The organism is Bradyrhizobium sp. WSM4873, assembly GCF_055811355.1.
The window spans coordinates 208,285-229,900 of record NZ_JBVVPS010000001.1 but is presented as its reverse complement, the minus strand read 5'-3'; the positions used below and the strand labels follow the sequence as shown (position 1 = coordinate 229,900).

Genomic DNA, 21,616 nt, shown 5'->3' with positions numbered 1-21,616 from the left:
TGACGTTGCATCCGGCCTTACGGCAGCTTCAGCGAGGTCTCCGCGTTATACGGCTTCAGCGTCTCGTCGGCGGCCTTCTGGGCGGCGGCGAGGGCCTCCTTCGGTTGCTTCTTGCCGTTGAGGACCAGCATGACCTCGTCCTCCAGCGTCTTGCGCACCGGCACGGTCTTGTAGGTCGCAAACCACGGTTTTGCGACGTCGAGCTGCTCGACGGCGGTCTTGGCGTCCGGGTTCTTGTTCAGGAATTCGACCATGTCCGGCGTCTTGTAGGCGGCCATGTTGGGGGCGAAATACCCGGTGGCGCGGCTCCACCAGCCGCTCTTCTCGGGCGAGGTCATCCACTTGATCAGCGTCCAGGCGGCCTTCTGCTTGTCGGCTTCCTGGCCAGCCGGAACGATCAGCGAGGCGCCGCCGATCGGCACGGCGTTGCGGACGTTGCGCGGGATGAAGGCCACCTTGTAGGCGAACTTGGCGTTGTCGCGCACGTAAGTGAGCGAGCCCGTCGAGAGCATCATCATCGCGGCGTTGCCGGAGATGAAGGAGGTGCTGACGGCCGGACCGGGCGTGGCGCCGGGCGCGTGAACCTTGTGCTTGGTGACGAGGTCGTTCCACCAGGTCAGCGCGCCGAGCATCGAGGGCGTGTCGTAATAGACCTCGCCGCCGAACTCTTCGTTGTAGTAGCGCCCGCCATTGCTCATGGTGAGCGTTTCCATCATCCAGCCGCAATAATCGTAGGCGCAGGGGATCGCGATGCCCCATTGGGTCACCTTGTCACCCTCGCGCTTGGTGAGTTTCTTGGCCCAGTCGGTCAATTCGGCCCAAGTCTGCGGCGGCTTGTTCGGATCGAGGCCCGCTTCCTTCGCCTTGTCGGCGTTGATGTAGAGCAGCGGCGTCGAATTATGGAATGGCACGCCGTAGACCGAGCGGTTGATCACCGCGTTGCCCTGCAGCGCCGGAAAGAACTGGCCGAGAAACTGCTCCTTGGTGGTGCCGTCGGCGGCGATCAAGGGATCGAGGTTTGTGAGCTCGTTCTCGATCTGCATATCGAGCAGAAAGTTCGCCGACATGATCACCGCAGCCGGCGGCTTGCCGGCCTTGATCGAGGCGCGCGTCTTGATCAGCGTGTCGTCATAAGAGCCGGTGTAGACCGCGGTTGCCTTGATCGCGGGATGGGTCTCGTTGAATTCCTTTATCAGGGTGCTCATGTCGCGGGCGAGCTTGCCGTCGACGGGCACGGGGAAGAACAGGTCGATCTCGGTCGGGCCTTCGGCCAGCGCCGGGAAGGTGAGGGCGCCTGCCAAAGTGCCTGCGATGGCAAGGCCAAGCATGAGCCTGCGGGAAAACAGCATCGAGAAATCTCCTATTTGATGCCTGAGGTGACGAAAGAGCTGATGAAGCGTTTCTGGAAGATCAGGAAGGTGATGAGCAGCGGTGCGATCACCATCAGCGTGCCGGCGGCGATGGTGCCCCAGGCCTGCGTTCCTTCCGCGGTCGCCGTGAAGACCGAGAGCCCGACCGTGAGCGGCCGCTTGTCCGGCGAGTTGATCACCATCAGCGGCCACAGGAAGTCGTTCCAATGGCTGGTCACGGAGATGATGGCAAAGGCTGAGAAGCTCGGCATCGACAGCGGCACATAGATGTGGCGAATGCGCTGGAGCAGGCTGGCGCCGTCGATCAGGGCAGCGTCTTCCAGCTCGGTCGGTATAGCCTCAAACGCTTGCCGCATCAGGAAGGTGCCGAAGGCGGAAGCGAAGAACGGCATCATCACGCCGGTGAGCGTGTCGTAGAGGCCGAGCTGCGCCACCAGGCTCAAATTGGGCACGATCAGCAGCACCGGCACCAGCATCAGCTGCATTAGGAACAGATAGAAGATCAGCGTCTTGCCCGCGAAGTCGAGCCGGGCAAAGGCAAAGCCCGCCAGCGTGATCGTGACGACCTGCACCAGGAGGATGCCGGTGCAGATGATGATGGTGTTGAGGGTGTAGCGCGGGAAATCGCCGATTTCCCAGGCGTCCCTGACGTTGTCGAGCGTCGGCTTCAGGCTCGGCATCAGCTCGGCCATGAGGTTGATGCCGTCGGATGCCGGGCGCAGCGTCGCCACACCCATCCACAGGAACGGGATCAGCCAGACCACCGCGAGCAGCACGGTCAGCGCAAAGCCGAGCTTTGGCGTGATTTCCCGGCGGGTGGCGAGTGGGGCGTCCCTGAACAGACGGTCGAACAGCCTCATGACCCGCCCTCGCGGTTTGCCATCGTCCGGAATGAGAGCGCGGTGAGGCCCATCAGCGCCGCAAGCGTCAGCAGTGTAGCTGCCGAGGCCTTGCCGATGTCGTAGTGCTCAACCGCCTGCTGATAGATGTAGAACAGCACGAGATTGGTCGCGTTGGACGGCCCGCCCTTGGTCATGACGAAGACGTGGTCGACCTGCGTGACCGCGTTGAGCGTGGCGATGACCGTGACGAACAGGAAGGTGGGCTTGAGCTCGGGCAGGATGATGTGGCGCAGCCGCTGGTACGGCCCGGCACCGTCGAGATAGGCGGCTTCCATGACATCTTCCGGCACCGCCTGGAGGCCGGCCAGGAAGAACAGCATGTAGTAGCCGGCGTTCTTCCAGATCGTGATGACCATGATCGCGTAAAGCGCGATGTCGGAATCGCCGAGCCAGTTCGGCAGCACCGGCAGGAAGCGGCCGATGTAATAGTCGAGCAGCCCGACGTTGGGCAGGAAGATGAACAGGAACAGCGCGGAGGCCGCGACCATGGGGATCAGCACCGGCAAAAACAGCGCGGCGCGCAGCGCGCTGGTCACGGCATTGGTGCGCGCCAGCGCCAGCGCGAACAGCAGCGCGAGGCCAATGCTCGGGACCGCGGTGCCGACGGCATAGACGAGATTGTTGACGACCGCGCCAGTGAAGGCGGGGTCCGCAAGCACCGCTGCGATGTTGTCGAGGCCGACGAAACGGACCGGCGCCCTGGGTGTGGCGCGCTGGTACAGCGCGTCGACGAGGACGCGGCCCATCGCACCATAGGTGAACAGTGCGAGGAAGATGAGCGAGGGCAGCAGCAGGAGATAGGCCGGCAGCGAGGTCTTGAAGCGGTGAGAGAACCGCTTCAGGACATGCAGGCGCGGCGCCGCCGAGGCCGCGACCGGGAGAGCCGCGGGTTCTGCGAAGCTCATCTCACCGCGCCGGGAAATTGAGCGCATAGTCGCGGTCGTCCACTCCCGCCGGTGGCTCGAAGGGAAAGCGCAGACTGGTGTCGAGGAAGTCGTGGCTGTGCACGACCAGGTTCTCGCCGTCGATCAGCACCACGCCGTAAGCCGGCGGCTCATGGCTGGCGAGATGCTCGGCCGCGGCAGCGTCGAGCTCGAACCAGACCTGGTGATTGGTGCCGCGGAGCGTCGAGAACGGGATGTTGCCGTAGCTGCCGAAGATCGGCCGGTGCACATGGCCGAAAAAGAGGTGGCGGATGCGCGACCGGTAGGGCGCAATCACCTCAGCGAACTCGGCGCTCTGTGCCAGCGAGATTTCGTCCATGGCGTGGACGCCGACCGGGAATGGCGGATGATGCATGAAGACCACGAATGGGATGTCCATCGGCGCGGCCGCGAGCGTGCTCGCGAGCCAGCCGAGACGCCTGGAGCACATCTCGCCGGCATGGCTGGTCTCGTCCAGCGTGTCTAGAAACACGAACAGGCCGTGCTCGGTGGTGCGCGTGCCCTGCACGAAACCGTTCGGATCGCGCGGGGCCGCCTTCAGACTATCGAGGCAGGTGACGCGACGGTCATGATTGCCGACCATGGCGATGTAGGGAATTTTCAACGCCGCCATTGCGTCGGCGAAATTGGCGTAGGATTCAGCCTCGCCCCAATGGGTGAGGTCGCCGGTCACGACCGCGAAGGCGGCGTCGACGTGATGCTTGTTGACGTCGGCAATCGCAGCGTCCAGTCGGGCGCGCGGATCGAGGCCATACAGCAGCAGCCCGGGGTTCGCGAGATGCGTGTCGGTGATGTGGATGAACTTGAAGGGCATGGCGCTTGTCAGGATCGTTGGAGGGTGGGCGCCTCCGGCAAGACGACCCTGACAGGCCGTTAGAGTGGGAGTGTTTCAGTTTGATGACAGCGGTTCCGGTGGCGCGAGGCGTCCACAAGCTCGGCTCGCTACGCCTTCGCCTAATCCACCCTACGCACCGAGTTTGTCATCACGTCCCGCAGAACGTCTGCAGCACCCGCTGCTCCGGCAGCGGGGGATCGGCGTAGGCGGCGTAGTCCGGCTGGTCCTCGAACGGTTTGGCCAAGACCTTCACCAGCTCCTCGAATGGCGCGTAGTTGTCATCGTTGACCGCGGCCTGGATCACGGCCTCGACGCGGTGGTTGCGCGGGATGAACATCGGGTTGACGGCGTGCATGACAGCCTGCCGTTCGGCTGCGGTCTGCGGCTCAAGCGCCGTGCGCTCGCGCCAGCGGCTGGCCCACTCGTCGAACGCCCCGGGGTCCATGAACTGGGCGCGTGCATCGTCGGCAGCCGGATCGCCGGCGGCGTCACCAAGCTTGCGGAAGGTGAGGGTGAAGTCGGCCTGGTTCTTGGCCATGGCATCCAGCAGGTCCTGGATCAGCGCGTCGTCGCCGTCGCGCTCCGTGAACAGGCCGACCTTCTTGCGCAGGCCTGCCTGATAGGCGTCGCTGAACGTGTCGGAGAAGGCGGCGAGAATGTCCTGGGCCTCGGCCACCGCCTTTTCCTGATCGTCGGAGAACAGCGGCAACAGGCATTCCGCCAGCCGGGTCAGATTCCACAGCGCGATGCGCGGCTGGTTGGCATAAGCGTAGCGGCCCATCTCGTCGATCGAGGAAAACACCTGCGCCGGATTGTAAGTGTCCATGAAGGCGCAGGGGCCGTAATCGATGGTCTCGCCGGAGATGGAGCTGTTGTCGGTGTTCATCACGCCGTGGATGAAGCCGACCAGCAGCCAGCGTGCGACCAGATTGGCCTGGCGCGCAACGACGCCACCGAGCAGCGCGTGATAGGGCCGCTTGGCGCCGAGCAGCTCCGGATAGTGCCTGGCGATGACATGGTCGGCGAGCCGGCGGATCGCGTCGGTGTCGCGGCGGACGGCGAAGAACTGGAAGGTACCTACGCGGATATGGCTCGAGGCAACGCGGGTCAGCACCGCGCCGGGCAGCGCGGTTTCGCGGATGACGTGCTCGCCGGTGACGACGGCGGCGAGTGAGCGCGTGGTCGGGATGCCCAGTGCGAACATCGCCTCGCTCACGATATATTCGCGCAGCACCGGCCCGAGCGCGGCACGGCCGTCGCCGCGGCGGGAGAACGGGGTGGGTCCCGAGCCCTTGAGCTGGATGTCGCGGCGGATGCCGTCCTTGTCGATGACTTCGCCGAGCAGCACCGCCCGTCCGTCGCCGAGCTGGGGTACGAACTGTCCGAACTGGTGGCCGGCATAGGCCATGGCGATCGGATCGGCGCCGGCGGGAACCGTCTTGCCCGCCAGGATTTCGGCGCCCTCAGGGGTCTCCAGCACGTCAGGATCGAGCCCGAGCTGGACCGCCAGCGGCCGGTTCAGCTTGATCAACCGGGGCGCCGCCACCGGCGTCGGTGCGACCCGGGCGAAAAAGCTGTCGGGCAGCGCCGAATAGGAATTCTGGAACGGGAAATGGACTGTCATGGTCTCAAGATAGGCGTGGAACGCCTGATGGCAAAGGCTTGAGCCCAGATTGGGCAAAAATGGCCACTTCCAGCCGAAAACGGGCCGTCCCCTTGGTTGCCGCCCCCGTCCTCCCGGGGTAAACCCTGCCGCAACTTTGGACCTGCCGTTTCGGCGGTTCGATTCGATCCTCCGACATTGAATTTGGGACGACCATGCATCGCTACCGGTCACATACATGCGGCGCGCTCCGCGAGAGCAACATCGGCGAGACGGTCCGCCTTTCGGGCTGGGTCCATCGCGTTCGCGACCATGGCGGCGTGCTGTTCATCGACCTGCGCGACCATTACGGCCTGACCCAGTGCGTGGTCGATCCGGACTCGCCGGCGTTCTCGCAGGCCGAGAAGCTGCGTTCGGAATTCGTGGTCAAGATGGACGGCAAGGTCCGCCGCCGCCCCGAAGGCACCGACAATGACGATCTGCCGACCGGCAAGATCGAGATCTATGTCAGCGAGATCGAGGTGCTGGGCCCGGCCGGCGACCTGCCGCTGCCGGTGTTCGGCGACCAGGAATATCCTGAAGACATCCGCCTGAAGTACCGCTTCCTCGACCTGCGCCGCGAGAAGCTGCACCAGAACATCATGACGCGCGTCGACATCATCAAGTCGATGCGTCGGCGCATGGAGGGGCAGGGCTTCTTCGAGTTCAACACGCCGATCCTGACCGCGTCCTCGCCGGAGGGCGCGCGCGACTTCCTGGTGCCGTCGCGCATTCATCCCGGCAAGTTCTATGCGCTGCCGCAGGCGCCGCAGCAGTACAAGCAGCTCCTGATGATGTCGGGCTTCGATCGATACTTCCAGATCGCGCCCTGCTTCCGCGACGAGGACCCGCGCGCAGATCGTCTGCCGGGCGAATTCTACCAGCTCGACGTCGAGATGAGCTTTGTCACGCAGGAAGACGTCTTCGCCGCGATGGAGCCTGTCATCACCGGCGTGTTCGAGGAGTTTGCCAAGGGCAAGCCGGTGACCAAGGGCTGGCGCCGCATTCCGTTCGCGGAAGCCTTGCGCAAATACGGCTCCGACAAGCCGGACCTGCGCAACCCGATCGAGATGCAGGACGTCTCCGAACACTTCCGCGGCTCCGGCTTCAAGGTGTTCGCGCGGATGTTGGAGGACCCCAAGAACCAGGTGTGGGCGATCCCGGCGCCGGGCGGCGGCTCGCGCGCCTTCTGCGACCGCATGAATTCATGGGCGCAGGGCGAGGGACAGCCGGGCCTTGGCTACATCATGTGGCGGGAGGGCGGCGAAGGTGCCGGTCCGCTCGCCAACAACATCGGTGCTGAGCGCACGGCCGCGATCCGCGCGCAGATCGGCGTGAAGGAAGGCGATGCCGCGTTCTTCGTCGCCGGCGATCCCGACAAGTTCTGGAAGTTTTCAGGCTTGGCCCGCAACAAGGTCGGCGAGGAGCTGAACCTCACCGACAAGGAGCGGTTCGAACTCGCCTGGATCGTCGACTTCCCGATGTACGAGTACAACGAGGAAGACAAGAAGGTCGACTTCTCGCACAACCCGTTTTCGATGCCGCAGGGCGGTCTCGATGCCTTGAAGGGCCAGGACCCGCTGACCATCAAGGCGTTCCAGTACGACATCACCTGCAACGGCTTCGAGATCGCCTCGGGCGGAATCCGCAACCACGTGCCGGAAGCGATGGTGAAGGCGTTCGAGATCGCCGGCTATGGCGAGCAGGAAGTCGTCGATCGCTTCGGCGGCATGTACCGCGCCTTCCAGTACGGCGCCCCGCCGCATGGCGGCATGGCCGCCGGTGTCGACCGCATCGTCATGCTCTTGTGCGGCACCAACAATCTGCGCGAGATCTCGCTGTTCCCGATGAACCAGCAGGCCATGGACCTCCTGATGGGCGCACCGTCGGAGCCCAGCCCCAAGCAGCTCCGCGAGTTGCACGTGAAGGTGAATCTGCCGCAGAAGTGAAGTCGCGCGGGAAGATGTCCGTGCCCCGGACGCAGCGCAGCACGCAGTGGTGCGCTGCTGAGCCGGGGCCCACGTCTAAGCGAGCAGCAGGCTTCTGGATCCCGGCTCTGCGCAGCAGCGTTACACGCTGCAGCGCGTCCGGGACACGAATCCAACTACAGCCCCGTCGACCTACAGCCCCGTCGACGCCTCGATATTGAACTGCGCCAGCGTGCCCTCCGGGTCGGCATTGAAGAGCTGCATCAATTGCATCAGCGGCACTTTCGCGCGCGGCGTTACCTTGATGACGAGCGTCTGGCCCGGCGTTTCGATGAAGCTTGCGACCGCATCCACCGCCGTGCCTGCCTCCGGATTGGCGGCGGCGATATCTGCTCGGTAGGCTTTGACGCTATCGACGAGTGTCTGGCGTGCGACGTCGCGGCTGACATTTCGCCCTCGAGCATTCTGCGTCACCGTGGAATCGACGAAACCATTGTCGCGCACTGAGAACTCGAGCGCGACAGCCTCAATCCGGGCCGCCTGACCCATCAGCTGGGCGGGATCCGTCGAAAACACCTCGCGTGGTACGTTGCTGAGCGCGACACGCAATTGCACTTTTGCGATCCCGATGTCGAGCGTCGCGGGCGTCAGAGCGAAGCTGCTGGACGACTCTGTCCACGCCGCGCCGAGATCCAGGTCGATCGCGAGCTTGTCGATTCCGCTGAGGATCAATGTAAGCTGCTTCGGATCGGATGGATCGGTGGGCATGACCATCTTGGCAACCACATGCGCCTTGCTCGGGATTGGGCCGATCATCTGCCCCCAGTCCACGCTCAGCGTGTCGATCGTGACCAGCTTCTTGGTGTTTTTGTAAGGCGCCGACACGCCCTTGATCTCCGCGCCCGAGAGCACGCCGAACAGGCCCAGCATCTGAGCCGGCGAGGGGGGCTGTCCGGGATGGGTGAGGCTCGCCGCCCACCGCATCAGTTTCGCGATGCTGAGCGATTTGAGCGCAAAGCGCTCCATCTTGATTTGCCCTTGTGGCGTCGGCGCATCCAGGCCTTCGAGCGCGAACTCGCCCTCTTGGTATCTGATGGCCCTGAGCCGGGGCGTCCCCTGCGGGGTCGTCATCGACATGGTGCCGATCTCGATCTTGCCGACGCGAAGGCCCTCATAGAACCCGGCGAGCTTTTCCATCATCTCGCGCGATTGCGCCGGCGTCGGCGGGACCGAGCTGTCCGCCGGCAGCAGTGCCAGGATCTCGGCCGGCCGGAATTTCGATGGTTGCACCGCGATGTCGGTGATGGCGATCCCGTCGACCTGCATCCGGATGCCGAGCGTCGAGGTAACGACATAGGTGCCGCTGGAGATCTGCCCGTAGACACGATGATAGCTTTCGTCGTTGGCCTTCTGGGGATCGAGCACGGCGGCGATCGCGGTCGAATCGAAATCATTGATGATGATGTCGGACACCTCGCCGGTCAGCTTGTCCGTCTTGCCCGGCTGCGGCACGTTGATGGTGAAACTGGCGCGCTCCGCCTTGATCGCGGCGATCTTGCCTTGGCCGAGCTTCTGGATCGCGAGACCCGAATAGGCGACTTCGCCACTGCCCCCGGCGCTTTTGCCCGCATCGAAGGCGACCGCGAGGGTCGGCGCTATGACGGAAGAAGCCGTCACGTTTGCGTACTGGTCGAGCACGAAACGGTACATGTCGATCAGGGAGCCTGACGTTGGCGCGTTCTGAGCATGAAGGGGACCGACGTAATCCCGCATGGTCAGCTGCGGGACCTTGTAGGAGACTTTCAGCTTCCGGGGGCCGACCTCGTCGAGCGCGACCTCGAAGCCCGAGACATCGATGCTGTCGGCCGCGAAGCGTGTCTCCTCGACCTGGCGGATGCCCACGCCCTTGATGACGGCGATCTTGACACGCGCTTGTGGCTGGTTGGTAGGCTCAACCGCGATATCCTCGATCGTCAACGTCCGACTCGTCAGATCGAACGCCACCTTGCCGTGGCTTGCCTTGCCGCCGCCGGAGCGGATCTGCTCGAAGACGGCGTCGATCTCGGCGGTGACGCGATGCTTTGCGTAGAAGCTGAAGCCGAACCATCCGCCCGCGGCCAGCGCGGCCACGACGATCAGGCCGATCAGGATTCGCTTCATTCCCAGCTCCAGTTGCTCGCGTTGCAGGACGCAACCTGCCATATTCGCAAAGCAACGCGCGGTCCAGGGAAAGCGAGCGCGATCAGATATTTGACCGCGCGGCCTGTTGATGGGGCCGCAATCGGATGTTGCCACCGGGGCGCCCGGCGTGCTTCATCCCGTTTCCATGACCCGGAAATACCACCCGAAGGCGGGCCGGTCAGGACAACGTAGTTTGAGGCCGGTAACGCGAGGCGAGACACCGCATGTCGTCTTATTCCGATGATCTCCACCAGGCGGCGCTCGCCTATCACCGTCTGCCGCGCCCCGGAAAGCTCGAGATCCAGGCGAGCAAGCCGCTTGCCAACCAGCGCGACCTCGCGCTGGCGTATTCTCCCGGCGTCGCCGCCGCCTGCATGGAGATCGCCAAGAACCCGGCGGAAGCGGCGACGCTGACGATCCGCTCCAATCTGGTCGCCGTGGTTTCGAACGGCACCGCCGTGCTCGGCCTCGGCAATATCGGCCCGCTGGCCTCGAAGCCGGTGATGGAGGGCAAGGCGGTCCTGTTCAAGAAATTCGCCGGTATCGACGTGTTCGACATCGAGATCGCGGCCGACACCATCGAGCGCGTGGTCGAGACGGTGGCCGCGCTCGAGCCGACCTTCGGCGGCATCAATCTCGAGGACATCCGCGGACCGGAATGCTTCGAGATCGAGGCGCAGCTCAAGGAGCGCATGAAGATCCCGGTCTTCCACGACGACCAGCACGGCACCGCGATCATCGTCGCCGCCGCGATCACCAACGGCCTGCGCCTGAACGGCAAGAATCTGTCGGACGTCAAGATCGTGGCATCGGGGGCAGGGGCCGCAGCGCTCGCGACACTGAACCTGCTGGTGTCGATGGGCGCGCAGCGCAAGAACATCTGGGTCTGCGACATCGACGGCCTCGTGCACGAAGGCCGCAACACCACGATGGACCGTTGGAAGGCGGTCTATGCGCAGAAGACCGACAAGCGCACGCTCGCCGACGTGATCGGCGGCGCCGACATCTTCATCGGCCTCTCCGCACCGGGCGTGCTCAAGCCCGAGATGGCCAAGGCGATGGGCGACAAGCCGCTCATCATGGCGCTCGCGAATCCGACGCCGGAGATCATGCCGGAGGAGGCGCGCAAGGTGCGTCCCGACGCCATGATCTGCACCGGCCGCTCCGATTTTCCGAACCAGGTCAACAACGTCCTGTGCTTTCCCTTCATCTTCCGCGGCGCGCTCGATGTCGGTGCCAGCGCCATCAACGAGGAGATGAAGCACGCCGCCGTCGAGGCTATCGCGCAGCTCGCACGCGAGGCGCCGTCCGATGCGGTGGCGCAAGGCTTCGACACCGGCGAGACGCAAGGGTTTGGCCCGGGCTCGCTGATCCCGAGTCCCTTTGATCCGAGGTTGATCCTGCGCATCGCGCCGGCGGTGGCGAAGGCGGCGATGGAATCGGGCGTTGCGACCCGGCCCATCACCAATTTCGACGAGTACACCGCGCTACTCGAGCGCTTCGCGTTCCGCTCCGGCCTCGTCATGAAGCCGATGTTCGCGAAGGCCAAGACCCAGCCGGTGCGGGTGATCTACGCCGAAGGCGAGGACGAGCGCGTGCTGCGCGCGACCCAGGTGGTGCTGGAAGAGAAGCTGGCGACGCCGATCCTGGTCGGACGTCCCTCGGTAGTCGAGGCGCGCATCAAGCGCTTCGGCCTGTCGATCAAGGCCGGCAAGGACTTCGACCTCGTCAATCCCGAGGACGATCCGCGCTACCGCTCCTACGTGCAATCCTATGTCGAGGTCGCCGGCCGCCGCGGCGTGACGCCGGATGCGGCGCGCACGGTGGTGCGCACCAACAACACCGTCATCGCGGCGCTCGCGGTGGTGCGCGGAGAGGCGGACGCCATGCTCTGCGGCGTCGAGGGCCGCTACATGAGCCATCTGCGCCATGTCCGCGAGATCGTCGGCTTCACGCCGGGGATCAGCGACTATGCGGCGCTGGCGCTGCTGATCACGAGCAAGGGCGCCTTCTTCATCGCCGACACCCAGGTGCGGCCCAATCCGAGCGCCGAAGAGCTCGCCGAGATCGCCTCGCTCGCGGCGGTCCACGTCCAACGCTTCAACATCAAGCCGAAGATCGCCTTCGTCTCGCATTCGGATTTCGGCAGCTACGACACCGAATCCTCGCGCAAGATGCGCCGGGCGACCCAGCTCCTGAAGGAGAAGCATCCGGAGCTCGAGGCCGACGGCGAGATGCAGGGCGACACCGCGCTCTCGGCCGCCGCGCGCAAAATGGTGCTGCCGCACTCGAACCTCGAGGGCGAGGCCAACATCATGATCATGCCAAGCCTCGACACCGCCAACGTCGCCTACCAGATGATCAAGTCTCTGGCGGACGCGCTTCCCGTCGGCCCAATCCTGATCGGCCCGGCGCGCCCGGCCCACATCCTCACCCCGTCGGTGACCGCGCGAGGCATCCTCAACATGACCGCAGTGGCTGTGGTGGAAGCGCAGGAGCGCGCGTCGCGGCAGCAGCCGACGTTGTTTACGTAGGGGCGGGCTCTTCACCTTGCCCCACAGTGGGGCGAGGGAGCGCACTTGCCGCGCGTCGGCGCTTCAATGCTTTCAAAACGACTTTCGCCATTTCCCCGTTTGTAAACCGGCGCATGACTCTCCATAATCCCTCAGTGCTTTCGCAAAAATCCGGTTTCAAAAGCCTGAGCAAAGAGGCCGATCATGCCAGCGTTCGTGACTTTCGGGCGGATCCTGTTCGCCGTGCTGTTCATCTACACGGGTGCGGCAAGACTGTTTGCCATGCAGGCGACCGTTGATTTCATCGCCGTCAAGGTCGTGGTGCCCGACATGATTGCGCCTTACGCCAAGCAGATCGAGACGGCGACGGCAATGACCACGCCGCAGCTGCTGGCGATTGCGATCGGCGCGCTCGAGATCATCGCGGGGGTGATGATCGCGCTGAATTTCGGCGCGCGCTTCTTCGCGATGCTGATGATCGTCTTTCTCGCGGTCGCGACCTTCCTGTTCGACGACTTCTGGAACCAGGTGCCGCCCGACAACGCCAAGATGCTGGTCGACGCGCTCAAGAACCTGTCGATCATCGGCGCGCTGTTCATGATCATGGGCTACGGCCGCGCCACGCGTCCGGCCGAGGCGGCCTACGGGGACGTGTGACGGTCAACCACTACGTCCTGCGCCACGGCGTGACAGTCACGTCATGTGCGGCGTCGAGCAGATACGGCGCGCCCGGCTTCATCCCGTGTGAGGCCAGCACCTCCTGAGGCGTACGCCCCGGTACTTCGACAAAACAGCCTTCGCCGCCGGGCAGCTGCAGATGCGGAGCTTCCGACAGCCAGAACGTGTCGTAGCGGTCCATGAACATGTCGAACACGACGGGGCCGCCGATGATTGCGACGGTGCCGGAAGCGACATCGGCGAACGCGCAGGCGTCCTCGAAGCTGGCGTGATCCGGATTCCACAAGGTCGCGTTCGGCATCTCGGGATCGACGGTCAGCGCCTTGATCTTGCGGGTCAGGATCAGGCGTTTGCGCTTGGGTGAATTCGGCTGCTGCTCGTGCGAGTGACGGCCGTGCACGATCAGCGCAGCGCGATCGAGCGCCTGCTCGAAGAACAGCTTGTCGCCTTCGAACTTCAGGCTGTCGGGCATGACATGCGCCGCGTCGGCGAGCATGCCGTCCGCGGAGATGATGACGTAGCCTTCGATGCGAAAGGACAATGGCGCGGGCTATTCGGAAACCGTCGTCACGACGCTGTTGACCGGCCGGTTGCTCACCGTCGGCAGCTTGACGTCCTTGAGCAGCTCCTGGTCGTATTCCGGCAGCGTCGAAGCCGGGAACTTGGCGCGCATCGCCACCACCTTGTAACCGCCGGCCTTCAGGCGCTTCAGCAATTCGGGCAGCGCTTCCGCAGTGTGCTTCTGGAAGTCGTGCATCAGGATGATGCCCTTGCCCTTGCTGTCGAGCTTCTTCATGACGGTCTCGATCACCTTCTCGGGCTTCGAGGCCTTGAAGTCGAAGGAGTCGATGTCGCAGGAGAAGATCGCCGTGTTGCGGTTGCCGAGATAGGTGACCATCTCCGGCGGATGCTGGAGCGCCGGGAAGCGGAAGAACGGCGAGGGCGAAATGCCGCCGAGCGCCCATTTCACTGCGGAAAGGCCCTTCTCGATCTCCTCCTTGCGCTGCGTTTCCGTGAGCTTCTTGTTGTTGAGGTTGGCGTGCGACCAGGTGTGGGTGCCCACGGTGTGACCGGCCGCGTAGACCTGCTTGAGGATCTCCGGCTCGTAGGTCGCGTGCTTGCCGATGGAGAAGAAGATGCCGGTGGTGCACTCGTCAGCGAGCGCCTTCAGCACCGCGGGCGTGTTCTTAGGCCATGGGCCGTCGTCGAAGGTCAGCACGACCTCCTTGTCGCGCAGGAAGTCGAGCTCCTTGAAATGCTCGAAGCCGAAACCGGGACCGCCCGTGGTATCGATCTCGACGGTGCGGGCGACCCCGAGCGCGCCCGGCGTGTTGCAGGCTGCGCGCGCGGGCTGCGGCGCCTGTTTAGGCGGGGGAGGATTGACGAACCCCGCCGGCGCGGCGGCTGCTGCAGGAGCGGGTGCGGGAGCTGCAGCGGGCGCAGCCGCAGCCGGTGTTGCCGCCGGTGCGGCCTGCGTCGCGACAGCGGGCTTCGCAGCCGGGGTCTGCGACCATGCCGCGCCCGTCATCGCCAGAGACATCGCGCTTGCCAAAATCAGTCCTGCCGCCACACGCATGGTGTTGTCCTCGAGATTGATCCCGTTGTTCCGCCGCGGCTTTTCGCCTCCGGCAAAACCATCCTGCCCCTAACGATCCTAGCCTAGATGGTGGGCCCTCGCCATTGCAACGGCTGTTTGGCGCGCCAGCCCAATTGTGCCCAACCGGGTTGGGGACGCGTGGCGTCAAGTGTCGGCCAACGCCTTGGCGATTGCTGTCTTGATCCGGGTGTCGGCCGGCTCGACCGTCGATGCAAAGACATCGGCAATATAGCCGTCCCGGCCAATCAGATATTTGTGGAAGTTCCAGCGCGGAACTTCTCGCGGGCGCGCCTCTGCCGCCCATTTGTAAAACGGATGCGCCTTCGCACCGACCACGGCGGCCTTGGCGGCAATAGGGAAGGTAACGCCGTATTGGTGGTGGGCGGTTTCCGATATCTCGCTGGTGCCGCCGGGCTCCTGTCCGCCGAAGTCGTTGGAGGGTACGCCAATGACGGTGAGGCCGCGTTCGCGAAACTCGCCCCAGATGTCTTGCAGGCCGGCATATTGCGGCGTGTAACCGCAGAGCGAAGCGGTGTTGACCACCAGCAGCGGCTTGCCGGTGAATGCCGCAAGGCGGATGTCGTCGCCTGACAATGCCGGGAAAGAGAAGGCATAGGCGGAGATTCGGCTCATGCCGCCATCCGCCAGTGCACGCGTCGCCGGCGCCAGCGTGCCAGCAAAGGCGGCGATGAGCATGGTCCTGCGGTTCATCATGACGGCGTCCCCCGAAATGATCCGGGGCGGATGTTACCCCCTCGGCGCGAGCGGCGTCGTCAACACCGCGTTATCTGACGCGATGAAGCGCTTAGTACAGGCGGACTATGAAATCGGTGCCTTCGCCAGTCTCGCCCTGGTTGATGCCCTGATCGGAGACGATGATCGAGCCGCCTGATGTCAGCATTTCGTTGATCCTTGCGATCGTGTCGGCCGGGATCGAGACGCGGTCGAGCGCCTCGGCAGGGCTGTCCGGCGTGACCACAGGCTTGGCAGCGACGGGAATCACGGCCGCGCCACGCTGGCGGACTGTCAGGCGGACGTTATCTTCGCGTGCGGCAGAGCGGACGGACACTGGCAAGGACACCACCGACCAATGCAGCGCATTGGAATCCGTCTTGTCGACTTCGGCGGTGAAGACATGCGTGCCGAGCGGCCGATCGCTCGCAGCGATCGTGACAGGCACCTCGAACAGCGGCGCAAAGTTCTGCCGGACGTAGAGCTTGGAATCCTTGCGGCTGATGAAGACCGCGATCTGGCCCGCCCGCTTGGGCGCGTCGGGTTTTGCCACGGGCGCCGGATCGGCAACGCGGGTTTCGTCCTTCTTGACCTCGGGCGTCGCCGCCTGCGCTGGTGCCATGACCGGCGCATCGGGCGTCTTCGCGGGTTCGGACTTGGCCGGTTCAGGCTTGGCGGTTTCGGCCTTCGGCGCTTCCGCGGCGTCGACAGGCTTCGCTTCAGTGTTCGCGGGCAGCGCGGCGTCTCCGGCCTGGGGCTTGGCCGCGTCCGCCGCCTCAGCGGTGTTGGTCTCGGGCTTTGCCGTTGTCTCGGTCTGGTCGACCGATGCCGCCGCCTCCTCGCGGGCCGGGACATATCCGGTGGTCACGTCCGACATGACGGTGTGGCCGACCGACGAGCGCAGCTCGAGCACGCCGTCGGCGCTGGCGGTCTTCGTTTCGGCCGGGTTTGCTGCGGCGGCTCCGGTATTGGCAGCGACCTTGTCGGCCTTGTCGCCGGCATTGGTCTGCGGCTCGAGGCTGGCCGCGGATTGGAGCGGCACGCGCAGCGAGGCAAGCAGCGGATGTGAGAAGTTCTGCGGCGACATCTGGCCCGGCGAAACTATCACGCGCGCGCCCATCCTGGTCCAGTTCCACATCTTCACAGCGAACGCCATCGGCATGCGGATGCAGCCATGCGAGGCCGGATAACCCGGCAGCACGCCGGCATGCATGGCAACGCCCGACCAGGTGATCCGCTGCATGTACGGCATCGGCGCGCCGCTATAGATGTTGGAGTGGTGAAATTTGTGCTTCTGGATGACGCTGAACACACCCATCGGCGTCGAATGGCCCTTCATACCCGTCGACACCGGGGATTCCGCGAACACGCCGTTGGTGTCGTAGACCGTGACCCTCTGCCGGTCGATCGAGACGACGATGACCAGAGGACCTTGCGGTTTCGTGCCGGCTTCCTTTTCGGCAACAAGGTCTTTCTTGACGGCCGCACCGCGCTTCTGCGGCTTCTGGCGCGGGACTTCGGGATGGCGCTCCTGGCGCCCGTAGGACCCGTCGGAATAATCCGTCCAGTAATAGAATGCTGCATCCGCCTGGCTCGCCGTGCCGATCGCACCTGCCGCCGTCAAAATGGCGACCTGCCAAAATCGCGCCGGCTTGGCAGAAAAACCAGACCCGTTCACGCTGTTCATCATCGAATCCATAATCCAAATCAGATGTTAGTCTCTCAGAGGGGATACGCGTTCACCAGCACGGCGGTTCTGCGATCAGCTACTTTTGTCCAAAGCGTAGCAAAAAAGCCTCACGGAGCGGTAAACGGCGGCCGCGTCGGCTGGCCGGCCGTCTTCCTGATCGGTCGCCCGATGCCTACATTGCTGGGACTTGTTACTGGAGAACTTCATGTCATCTCGTTTCCCCGGTCTTTCCAGCATCCGCTTGAAAGGCCTCGCTTTATTCCTCCTGGCGCTGACCGTGCCGGCAGCGTCCGCCTTCGCCGCGGACGAGCCGGATCTGATCTTCCGCCGCTCGACGGTGTTCAAATGGATGAGCCCGAACGACAAGCTTGCGACCTATGGCCTCGACGACCCTGAAGTCGAGGGCGTGGCCTGTCATTTCACGGTGCCGGAGAAGGGCGGCTTCAAGGGCTGGCTGGGTCTTGCCGAGGAGGTCTCGGACATTTCGCTCGCCTGCCGTCAGGTCGGCCCGATCAAGTTCAAGAACAAGATGGAGCAGGGCGACGACATGTTCCGCCAGCGACGCTCGCTGTTCTTCAAGAAAATGCAGATCGTGCGCGGCTGTGACGCCAAGCGCAACGTGCTGGTCTACATGGTCTATTCGGACAGGCTGATCGAGGGTTCGCCGAAGAACTCGACCTCGACCGTGCCGGTCATGCCGTGGGGACCGGCAGACGCCAATGTCCAGAAGTGCGGAGAGTTCTTCACTCAGTGACGCTCTTGCGTTCACTCACTGAGGGGTTTGCGTTCACTCGGTAATGTCAGCGCGGCTGGCGCGCGGTTTTGCAAGATGCGAGCCGGTCAGCCGCACGAATGACTGCGGCGTCGCCTCAAACCCACGACTTGATTGCAGCGCCATTTCGCCAGGCGAATTGGCGCTGCTGTGAACAGGTCGTTGCTCCCGGCGGTCCGTTCGTTGGTCCGCATCGCGCGCCGTTGCGCGATTCTGCGCCGTCATGATGGCCGTTCCTCGCATGAACGCGCTCGGCGATGCCCGGGCGTCCTCGGTCTCGATAGCTTGGGTCGCAGTCGAAGCGCCCCCGGTTCGACAGCACGCAGCCTTCGTTCGGCTTCTCTTCAGCAGAAAAACGTAAAACGCATGTGAAGGGTGTGAGGCGGGATCATGACGGCGCCAGCGTTCCGGCGCGCATCCGATCTCGCCCGGAACCCGTCAAATCACTTTGCGCTGCCGCACGACCCATCTGAAAAGATTGAGATTTTCCGTCGAATATGTCGTCGCCGCGAGCCGGACGAAACAATTCTCACGGAGATGAAACCATTTTCCGGCTTTGGCGCATCACGCGCGAAACCGCCCATGGTTATCAACCTCACAACGACGACGGCGCACGCCGGCCACCGAATTCGGAGAGAAGTTCATGCGCACGCTTAGCCTCATTCTTGCTTTTGGTTTCGTGCTCGCCGGCTCCTCGTTCGCAGGCTCGCCGGATGGCAATGTCCCGGGCATCGGTACTTTCCAGTACAGCGGCTCGCCGATCATGACCCCGGCGCCGCAGCCGATCGTGGTTGCCGCGCGCTTCTGATCGTCAACAAGAAAAATCAGCCGATAAAGGCCATCATGCTTGTTCGTGCTTTCGCTGCGGCGTTCATATCCCTTCTGACGATCAGTGCCGTTCAGGCGCAGGTGCGCTCTCCCTCAAGATTACCCGATCCCCGTACTGAGTTCGTGAGGCAATGTGCGCCGCGCATGCTCGGACGGTGGGAGCATCCGGAAGAGGTCTGCGGCTGCCTGCACGATCATGCTGCCGCCGTCGTCGAGGATCGCGATCTCCGCGAGGCCCTGCTGCGCGGCATCAGCGAGACCGGGGTGCCGACGATCGAGACCGACTGGGTGCCGGCCGCAAAGCAGACCGAAATCGGCCCGACCTTCACCAAGATCGCCAAGCCGACCCTGCAATGCATGTTCGATCCGGCGAAGTAGCGCTCATCGCTTTGATTTCGGACCAAACCGCGACACGCAGGTGCTGGTCCGTGCGATGCCCTTGTCGGTCATCTTGGCGCCGCGCACTTCCTTGACCTGTCCGGCGGGACAAGTTCCGTCGTCCACTTGCACGCGCTGGCCGAGCTTGAGATCGACGATGTCCTGCTCGCGTCCGACCGTGCCTGCGCGCGCCGTCGCGGCAAGTGCGATGAAGATCATGAGCGAGAGGCAAGTCGCACGGCGTAGCAGCATGGTGTGAGCTCCCGGCATCGGTGCCGCAATGTAGGGACCGGCAGCCGATTCTCATAGTGAACGTTCGTCATGCGCGCCGGGCCGGCTTGCGCCTTGCACGCACGGCTGCTCGCGATTCCTGCGCGAGCCGCGCGGCGGATGCCACGAGCTTCGGAACCGCGTGGCCGGAAAATCCCAGCACGAAACCGGGCAGTGGACGTGAGCGTGAATAGGTGTCGGCCAACAGCCAGCCTTCGGCGCCGGCGGCCTGCTTGGCTTCTGCCGCCACCAGCAGGTCGACCGAGGGATCGAAGCGGGCGACAAGATGCAGGCCCTGTGATGGGACCGGCACCGACAGCACGCCGCCGGATACGGCTTCGAGCGTCCCGGCCAGCGCGTCGCGCGCCTCGCGGTAGAGCTTGCGCACGCGCTTCAGGTTGGCCGCGAAGGCGCCGGAATTGAGCATGTCGGCCACCGCGGCCTCCATCAGCGTGCCGGGAAAGCGGTCGAGCGCGGCCCGCGCTGCGGTGACATCCGCAATCAAGCGCTCGGGCAGGGCGCAATAGCCGATCCGCAGGCCCGGAAACAACGTCTTGGCGAACGTGCCCATGTAGATCACACGCTGGAGGTGATCGATGCCGGCCAGCGACATCAGCGGCGCGCCGTCGTAACGGAATTCGCTGTCGTAATCGTCTTCCAGCACGAAGGCGCCGGCCTGCCTGGCCCAGTCCAGCAGCTCGAGCCGCCGCGGCATCGACATCTGCACACCCAGCGGAAACTGGTGCGACGGGGTCACATAGGCTGCGCGCGCGGACGGCGCCGCCGCGCGGCCTCTGGCGATCCGCATGCCGTGCGCGTCGACGGGCACGGACACGGCACGATAGCCGCAATGCGCGATAGTCTTGCGCGCGGCGGGATAACCTGGGTCCTCGCACCAGACCTGGTCGTTGGACTTCAGGATCGCGCTCAGCACGATGCGCAGCGCGTGCAGCGTGCCCGACGTCAGCATGATCTGATCGGGATCACAGCGCAGGCCCCGCGCCGACAACAGATGATCGGCGATCGCCGCACGCAGCTCGCGGCTGCCGCGGGGGTCGCCATAGTGCAGATGCTCCGCGCCGAAGGCGCGCATGCGGCGGCCGACAAAGGCCCGGAAACGCTGCACTGCGCGCGCGTCAATATGGGTGCAGCCGAGCGAAAACGCGCCTTGCCCGGGCGTTTCCACGAAGATCTTCGGCCGCTTCGGCTCGGCCGCGCGCGCGGGGATGCGCGTGGCAACGAAGGTGCCGGAGCCGACGGTGGCATCGGCAAAGCCGTCGGCGACCAGCCGCTCATAGGCGGTGACGACGGCATTGCGCCGAAAGCCCGTCTGCTTGGCCAGCGTGCGCGACGGCGGCAGCGGCTCCCCGGGTTTCACCAGGCCGCCGACGATCATCTCGCACAGCGCCTGGTACAGCCGGTGCGCCGACGAAGCGCCGGCCGTGATGTGCGGGCCTGCGAGGTCGAGCGGCAGCTCGGCTTTGGCCGGCGAGGGGACAGAATTGGTCGGAATTTTTTGCATGGAATTGGCACTATCGCAGACCAAATCCGCGGCTACAACTGCGCTGGAAGTGATCCAATCCGACAGGAGCGGCCGTGAGCCAGACCGAGAGCCCAAATTCCTATCCGACGTCCGCGCGCAACCAGGTGAAGCGCCGTCACGACCGCGGCTTCTACGATCACGACACCGTTCATCGCATCCTGGATTCCTCGATGCTCTGCCACGTCTCCTATGCGATCGACGGCCAACCCTATTGCACGCCGACCTTCTTCTGGCGCGAAGGGACGAAGCTGTATTGGCATGGCTCGAGCGCCAGCCGCATGCTGCGCAACCAGACCCGGGGCGAGCGTGTGTGCCTGACGGTCGCCCATCTCGACAGCATGGTGCTGGCGCGCTGCGGGTTCAATCACTCCGCCGACTACCGCGCCGTGATGGCGTTCGGCACCGCCTATCTCGTCACCGATCCCGAGGAGAAAGAACGCGCGGTTATCGCGATGGTCGACCGCTTCTTCCCCGATCGCACCGCAAGCCTGCGGGCGAGCAACACGCAGGAGATCAAGGCGACCTCCTTTATCGCGATGGAGATCGAGGAAGCCTCCGCGAAAATCCGGGCCAAGGGTGTGGCCGACGATGAAGAGGACTATGCGCTGCCGATCTATGCCGAGCGCATCCCGGTACGCACCGTGCTCGGCGCGCCGGAGCCTTGCCCGCGGCTGCTCGACGGCGTCAGCCGGCCAGCGACACTGAACGGCTATTCGGAAGGCCGGCTGCTCGAAGATGCATTGCGGGATGCCTATTTTGCAGAGTACCCGAACGGCTGAAATCGGTTAGCTTGCGCTCCATCGATGATCTCAA

At 64.4% G+C, this 21,616-nt stretch carries 20 protein-coding genes; 7 read left to right on the top strand and 13 right to left on the bottom strand.

Annotated elements, in window-relative coordinates:
* Nucleotides 1-17: 17 nt before the first annotated feature.
* The 5 genes from AC0L21_RS01115 to AC0L21_RS01095 all read right to left on the bottom strand — a co-directional run bounded on the left by AC0L21_RS01115 (nt 18) and on the right by AC0L21_RS01095 (nt 5,675).
* Entirely contained in the window at nt 18-1,349 is a 1,332-nt protein-coding gene (locus AC0L21_RS01115) for an ABC transporter substrate-binding protein (protein ID WP_473257124.1), read from the bottom strand.
* An 11-nt stretch (nt 1,350-1,360) separates the two neighbouring features.
* A complete protein-coding gene (locus AC0L21_RS01110; RefSeq protein WP_473257122.1) occupies nt 1,361-2,230 on the bottom strand; it encodes a carbohydrate ABC transporter permease in 870 nt (289 codons plus the stop codon).
* Nucleotides 2,227-3,177 carry a carbohydrate ABC transporter permease gene (locus tag AC0L21_RS01105; RefSeq protein ID WP_473257120.1) on the bottom strand — a complete coding sequence of 317 codons (951 nt, stop codon included), beginning with the start codon at nt 3,175-3,177 and terminating at the stop codon, nt 2,227-2,229. The genes AC0L21_RS01110 and AC0L21_RS01105 overlap by 4 nt, the downstream gene beginning before the upstream one ends.
* 1 nt (nt 3,178) lies before the next feature.
* Entirely contained in the window at nt 3,179-4,030 is an 852-nt protein-coding gene (locus tag AC0L21_RS01100) for a phosphodiesterase (RefSeq protein ID WP_473257118.1), read from the bottom strand.
* Nucleotides 4,031-4,199: 169 nt separating this feature from the next.
* A complete protein-coding gene (locus tag AC0L21_RS01095; protein ID WP_473257116.1) occupies nt 4,200-5,675 on the bottom strand; it encodes a protein adenylyltransferase SelO in 1,476 nt (491 codons plus the stop codon).
* Nucleotides 5,676-5,869: 194 nt separating this feature from the next.
* Here AC0L21_RS01095 and aspS point away from each other — a divergent pair, with 194 nt between their 5' ends.
* Nucleotides 5,870-7,642: an aspartate--tRNA ligase gene (aspS, locus tag AC0L21_RS01090; protein WP_473257114.1), complete on the top strand. Its 1,773-nt coding sequence runs from the start codon at nt 5,870-5,872 to the stop codon at nt 7,640-7,642.
* A 171-nt stretch (nt 7,643-7,813) separates the two neighbouring features.
* Here aspS and AC0L21_RS01085 read toward each other — a convergent pair whose 3' ends face one another.
* Nucleotides 7,814-9,781 (bottom strand): hypothetical protein, encoded by a 1,968-nt coding sequence (locus AC0L21_RS01085; RefSeq protein WP_473257112.1) that lies wholly within the window; start codon nt 9,779-9,781, stop codon nt 7,814-7,816.
* 245 nt (nt 9,782-10,026) lie between these two features.
* Between AC0L21_RS01085 and AC0L21_RS01080 the strand changes: the two genes are divergently transcribed.
* Both AC0L21_RS01080 and AC0L21_RS01075 read left to right on the top strand, forming a co-directional pair.
* The gene (locus AC0L21_RS01080) at nt 10,027-12,336 is read left to right on the top strand and encodes an NADP-dependent malic enzyme (protein WP_007609425.1); all 2,310 of its coding nucleotides are present in this window, start codon (nt 10,027-10,029) and stop codon (nt 12,334-12,336) included.
* A gap of 183 nt (nt 12,337-12,519) precedes the next feature.
* Nucleotides 12,520-12,972, top strand: coding sequence for a DoxX family protein (locus AC0L21_RS01075; RefSeq protein WP_473257109.1), 453 nt, complete (start codon nt 12,520-12,522; stop codon nt 12,970-12,972).
* 10 nt (nt 12,973-12,982) lie between these two features.
* Here AC0L21_RS01075 and AC0L21_RS01070 read toward each other — a convergent pair whose 3' ends face one another.
* The 4 genes from AC0L21_RS01070 to AC0L21_RS01055 form a co-directional block, all read right to left on the bottom strand.
* Nucleotides 12,983-13,534 (bottom strand): dihydrofolate reductase, encoded by a 552-nt coding sequence (locus tag AC0L21_RS01070; protein WP_473257107.1) that lies wholly within the window; start codon nt 13,532-13,534, stop codon nt 12,983-12,985.
* A gap of 9 nt (nt 13,535-13,543) precedes the next feature.
* Nucleotides 13,544-14,569: a polysaccharide deacetylase family protein gene (locus AC0L21_RS01065; protein ID WP_473257103.1), complete on the bottom strand. Its 1,026-nt coding sequence runs from the start codon at nt 14,567-14,569 to the stop codon at nt 13,544-13,546.
* A 165-nt stretch (nt 14,570-14,734) separates the two neighbouring features.
* Nucleotides 14,735-15,304, bottom strand: coding sequence for a glutathione peroxidase (locus tag AC0L21_RS01060; RefSeq protein WP_473257100.1), 570 nt, complete (start codon nt 15,302-15,304; stop codon nt 14,735-14,737).
* A 91-nt stretch (nt 15,305-15,395) separates the two neighbouring features.
* Complete coding sequence (locus AC0L21_RS01055) at nt 15,396-17,009, bottom strand: L,D-transpeptidase (protein ID WP_473257097.1); 1,614 nt, start codon at nt 17,007-17,009, stop codon at nt 15,396-15,398.
* A 208-nt stretch (nt 17,010-17,217) separates the two neighbouring features.
* Here AC0L21_RS01055 and AC0L21_RS01050 point away from each other — a divergent pair, with 208 nt between their 5' ends.
* On the top strand, nt 17,218-17,766 hold the full coding sequence (locus AC0L21_RS01050) for a CreA family protein (RefSeq protein ID WP_473257095.1): 549 nt from the start codon (nt 17,218-17,220) through the stop codon (nt 17,764-17,766).
* 33 nt (nt 17,767-17,799) lie between these two features.
* Here AC0L21_RS01050 and AC0L21_RS01045 read toward each other — a convergent pair whose 3' ends face one another.
* Entirely contained in the window at nt 17,800-18,009 is a 210-nt protein-coding gene (locus AC0L21_RS01045) for a hypothetical protein (protein ID WP_473257093.1), read from the bottom strand.
* Between the two features lie 418 nt (nt 18,010-18,427).
* Between AC0L21_RS01045 and AC0L21_RS01040 the strand changes: the two genes are divergently transcribed.
* Both AC0L21_RS01040 and AC0L21_RS01035 read left to right on the top strand, forming a co-directional pair.
* Complete coding sequence (locus tag AC0L21_RS01040) at nt 18,428-18,592, top strand: hypothetical protein (protein ID WP_167552240.1); 165 nt, start codon at nt 18,428-18,430, stop codon at nt 18,590-18,592.
* A 35-nt stretch (nt 18,593-18,627) separates the two neighbouring features.
* Nucleotides 18,628-18,990, top strand: coding sequence for a hypothetical protein (locus AC0L21_RS01035; protein ID WP_473257091.1), 363 nt, complete (start codon nt 18,628-18,630; stop codon nt 18,988-18,990).
* Nucleotides 18,991-18,993: 3 nt separating this feature from the next.
* On the opposite strand, the gene AC0L21_RS01030 is transcribed toward AC0L21_RS01035, so the two are convergent.
* Both AC0L21_RS01030 and pdxR read right to left on the bottom strand, forming a co-directional pair.
* Entirely contained in the window at nt 18,994-19,242 is a 249-nt protein-coding gene (locus AC0L21_RS01030; RefSeq protein WP_473257089.1) for a DUF6719 family protein, read from the bottom strand.
* A 67-nt stretch (nt 19,243-19,309) separates the two neighbouring features.
* A complete protein-coding gene (gene pdxR / locus AC0L21_RS01025; RefSeq protein ID WP_473257087.1) occupies nt 19,310-20,782 on the bottom strand; it encodes a MocR-like pyridoxine biosynthesis transcription factor PdxR in 1,473 nt (490 codons plus the stop codon).
* Between the two features lie 74 nt (nt 20,783-20,856).
* On the opposite strand from pdxR, the gene AC0L21_RS01020 reads away from it, so the two are divergent.
* Nucleotides 20,857-21,582: a pyridoxamine 5'-phosphate oxidase family protein gene (locus tag AC0L21_RS01020; RefSeq protein ID WP_473257084.1), complete on the top strand. Its 726-nt coding sequence runs from the start codon at nt 20,857-20,859 to the stop codon at nt 21,580-21,582.
* Nucleotides 21,583-21,616 lie beyond the last annotated feature (34 nt).

Excerpts from the sequence above, each read along its gene's own strand:
- AC0L21_RS01115 (WP_473257124.1), bottom strand. The coding sequence starts at position 1,349 with ATGCTGTTTTCCCGCAGGCTCATGCTTGGCCTTGCCATCGCAGGCACT.
- AC0L21_RS01110 (WP_473257122.1), bottom strand. The coding sequence starts at position 2,230 with ATGAGGCTGTTCGACCGTCTGTTCAGGGACGCCCCACTCGCCACCCGC.
- AC0L21_RS01105 (WP_473257120.1), bottom strand. The coding sequence starts at position 3,177 with ATGAGCTTCGCAGAACCCGCGGCTCTCCCGGTCGCGGCCTCGGCGGCG.
- AC0L21_RS01100 (WP_473257118.1), bottom strand. The coding sequence starts at position 4,030 with ATGCCCTTCAAGTTCATCCACATCACCGACACGCATCTCGCGAACCCC.
- AC0L21_RS01095 (WP_473257116.1), bottom strand. The coding sequence starts at position 5,675 with ATGACAGTCCATTTCCCGTTCCAGAATTCCTATTCGGCGCTGCCCGAC.
- aspS (WP_473257114.1), top strand. The coding sequence starts at position 5,870 with ATGCATCGCTACCGGTCACATACATGCGGCGCGCTCCGCGAGAGCAAC.
- AC0L21_RS01085 (WP_473257112.1), bottom strand. The coding sequence starts at position 9,781 with ATGAAGCGAATCCTGATCGGCCTGATCGTCGTGGCCGCGCTGGCCGCG.
- AC0L21_RS01080 (WP_007609425.1), top strand. The coding sequence starts at position 10,027 with ATGTCGTCTTATTCCGATGATCTCCACCAGGCGGCGCTCGCCTATCAC.
- AC0L21_RS01075 (WP_473257109.1), top strand. The coding sequence starts at position 12,520 with ATGCCAGCGTTCGTGACTTTCGGGCGGATCCTGTTCGCCGTGCTGTTC.
- AC0L21_RS01065 (WP_473257103.1), bottom strand. The coding sequence starts at position 14,569 with ATGCGTGTGGCGGCAGGACTGATTTTGGCAAGCGCGATGTCTCTGGCG.
- AC0L21_RS01060 (WP_473257100.1), bottom strand. The coding sequence starts at position 15,304 with ATGATGAACCGCAGGACCATGCTCATCGCCGCCTTTGCTGGCACGCTG.
- AC0L21_RS01055 (WP_473257097.1), bottom strand. The coding sequence starts at position 17,009 with ATGAACAGCGTGAACGGGTCTGGTTTTTCTGCCAAGCCGGCGCGATTT.
- AC0L21_RS01050 (WP_473257095.1), top strand. The coding sequence starts at position 17,218 with ATGTCATCTCGTTTCCCCGGTCTTTCCAGCATCCGCTTGAAAGGCCTC.
- AC0L21_RS01045 (WP_473257093.1), bottom strand. The coding sequence starts at position 18,009 with ATGACGGCGCAGAATCGCGCAACGGCGCGCGATGCGGACCAACGAACG.
- AC0L21_RS01040 (WP_167552240.1), top strand. The coding sequence starts at position 18,428 with ATGCGCACGCTTAGCCTCATTCTTGCTTTTGGTTTCGTGCTCGCCGGC.
- AC0L21_RS01035 (WP_473257091.1), top strand. The coding sequence starts at position 18,628 with ATGCTTGTTCGTGCTTTCGCTGCGGCGTTCATATCCCTTCTGACGATC.
- AC0L21_RS01030 (WP_473257089.1), bottom strand. The coding sequence starts at position 19,242 with ATGCTGCTACGCCGTGCGACTTGCCTCTCGCTCATGATCTTCATCGCA.
- pdxR (WP_473257087.1), bottom strand. The coding sequence starts at position 20,782 with ATGCAAAAAATTCCGACCAATTCTGTCCCCTCGCCGGCCAAAGCCGAG.